Annotated in this window: 3 protein-coding genes; all 3 read right to left on the bottom strand. The window is 68.2% G+C overall.

Annotated features, from left to right (window positions below; all coding sequences use genetic code 11):
• A partial coding sequence (locus LQV45_RS24555; RefSeq protein WP_374208288.1) for a homoserine kinase occupies window positions 1–513 on the bottom strand: 513 nt, incomplete at its 3' end.
• 2 nt (window positions 514–515) lie between these two features.
• Window positions 516–1,622: a threonine synthase gene (gene thrC, locus LQV45_RS24550; protein WP_028276075.1), complete on the bottom strand. Its 1,107-nt coding sequence runs from the start codon at window positions 1,620–1,622 to the stop codon at window positions 516–518.
• Window positions 1,623–2,710 (bottom strand): homoserine dehydrogenase (locus LQV45_RS24545; protein ID WP_230009219.1); only part of this gene is annotated, 1,088 nt, incomplete at its 5' end. It abuts the gene before it with no gap.

The following is a 2,710-nucleotide window of genomic DNA, read 5'->3' as shown; positions in this document are numbered from 1 at the left end:
GTCCTGCCATGACAGCGCCAGTCCGCCGAAAATGGCGGGTGCAACGTTGTCCGGGTGGCCTTCAATTTCGCTTGTGAGCTGCAGGATCCAGTCGCGGCCACGCCGGGAGGCCTCCGGAACCAGGGCATTGGCGGCGCTGACGGCCGCCACCACGGCCGAGGCCGATGAGCCCAGGCCCCGTCCGTGCGGGTTGACGTTGTCCGCTGTGATCCGTAGGCCTTCGTGCCGGAACCCAAGGCGGTGCAGGGCCTCGGTCAGGGCCTTGACCACGAGGTGCGTCGCATCGCGGGGCAGGGACTCGGCACCCTCGCCGCTGAGCTCGAATTCAAGTTCACCACTGGCCAGGGTTTCCACGGTCAGCGTGTCATGCAGCGAGAGGGCCAGGCCGAGGCTGTCGTACCCGGGGCCCAGGTTGGCGCTCGTGGCCGGGACACGCACGGTGACCAGCTGGCCCGCCGGAACAGCCGGGGAGCCGGCAGCTGATTCGGCCGGGACGGTGACGGTTGTTTCCAACGTTATTTTTCTTCCAGTCCCAGTGCTGCGGCGACGGTGACGACGTCGTTGGAGACCTTGACCGGCTGCACGTCGCTGCCGTCCTCGGTGCGCAGGGCCCACTGCGGGTCCTTGAGTCCGTGACCGGTCACCGTGATCACGATCGTCTTGCCTGCCGGCACTTCCCCGGCCGCGTGCTTTTTGATCAGCCCGGCGACGCCGGCAGCGGAGCCGGGCTCCACGAAAACGCCTTCCCGGGCGGAGAGCCACCGGTGCGCGGACAGGATTTCCTCGTCCGTGACGGCCTCGATCACGCCGCCGGATTCATCCCGGGCCGCCACGGCGGTGTCCCAGGAGGCCGGGTTGCCGATCCGGATGGCGGTGGCAATGGTGTCGGGCTCGGTGATGGGGTGGCCGGCCACGAAGGGCGCCGCCCCTGCGGCCTGGAAGCCCCACATGACGGGTGTCTTGGTGGACACTGCGGGCAGCGACCCGGCGGTGGGCGACTCAAACGCCGCAGCGTATTCCTTGTAGCCCTTCCAGTACGCGCTGATGTTGCCGGCATTGCCCACCGGGAGCACGTGGAAGTCGGGGGCGTCGCCGAGCGAATCCACCACTTCGAAGGCGCCGGTCTTCTGGCCTTCGATCCGGGCCGGGTTGACGGAGTTGACCAGGAACACCGGGTAGGACTCGCCGAGCTTGCGGGCGATGTCGAGGCAGTCGTCGAAGTTGCCGTCCACCTGCAGCAGCGTGGCTCCGTGCGCGACTGCCTGGCTGAGCTTGCCCATGGAGATCTTGCCCTCCGGGACCAGCACCGCGCACTGCAGCCCGGCCGCCGTCGCGTAGGCCGCGGCGGAGGCGGAGGTATTGCCGGTGGAGGCGCAGACCACGGCCTTGGCGCCGGCAGCCACCGCTGCCGTCATGGCCATTGTCATGCCGCGGTCCTTGAAGGAACCGGTCGGGTTCATGCCTTCGACCTTGAGGTATACGGTGCTGCCGGTCAGCTCGGAGAGGTGGCGGGCGTGCACGAGCGGGGTGCCGCCCTCGCCCAGGCTGATGACCTTGGTCGCTTCCGTGACAGGAAGACGGTCGGCGTATTCGCGGATGACACCGCGCCATTGGTGAGCCACTTAGACTCCTTCTACCCGGAGTACGGATGTAACGGAATTGATGACGTCCAGGCGCCTGACGGCCTCGACGGTTGCTGCAAGTGCGGCTTCGCGTGCACGGTGTGTCACGATCCGCAGCTCGGCCGATTCCACGTTGGAGTCGGCGTCGCGGTGAATGGTCTGCCGCATGATTTCGATGGACACGCCGTGCTCGGCGAAAAGCTGCGCGATCCTGGCCAGGACGCCGGGCTGGTCCGCGACGTCGAGTCCGATGTAGTAGCTGGTGACGGCCGCGTCGATGGGCAGCGATGGCACGTGCCCCGTGGTGGTTTCGGTGCGGCCGGGGCCGCCCAGGACAATGCGGCGGGCCGCGGAGACGAGGTCGCCCAGCACGGCGGACGCCGTCGGGGTGCCGCCAGCACCCTGGCCGTAGAACATGAGCTCGCCGGCATTCTCGGCTTCGATGAAGACGGCGTTGAATGCACCGCGGACAGCGGCGAGGGGGTGCTCGCGGGGCAGGAGCGTGGGGTGGACACGGACCGAGACGCCGGTTTTGCCGTCCTCGTCAACCAGTTTCTCGGCAATGGCCAGCAGCTTGATGACAAAGCCGGCTTCCTTGGCGGCGGCGATGTCCGCCGCGGTGACCGACGTGATGCCCTCGCACGAGACGTCTTCCAGGGCGAACCGCGTGTGGAAGGACAGTGAGGCGAGGATCGCGGCCTTGGCGGCGGCGTCGTAGCCTTCGATGTCGGCCGTGGGGTCGGCTTCCGCGTAGCCCAGGCGCTGGGCCTCGGCCAGTGCGTCGGCGAACTGCGCGCCGGTGGAGTCCATCTGGTCGAGGATGAAGTTGGTGGTGCCGTTGACAATCCCGAGCACCCGGGTGATCCGGTCGCCGGACAGGCTGTCGCGGATGGGCCGCAGGATGGGGATGGCGCCGGCCACGGCGGCCTCGTAGGACAGCTGCACCCCGGCCTTGTCCGCTTCCTCGTACAGTGTGGGGCCGTCCTGGGCCAGGAGCGCCTTGTTGCCGCTGACAACACAGGCACCGTGCCGCATGGCGGTGAGGATCAGGGTCCGGGCCGGCTCAATGCCGCCCATGAGTTCAATGA

Source organism: Microbacterium sp. Bi128 (genome assembly GCF_918698205.1).
This window is presented reverse-complemented; position numbering and strand designations above follow the sequence as displayed.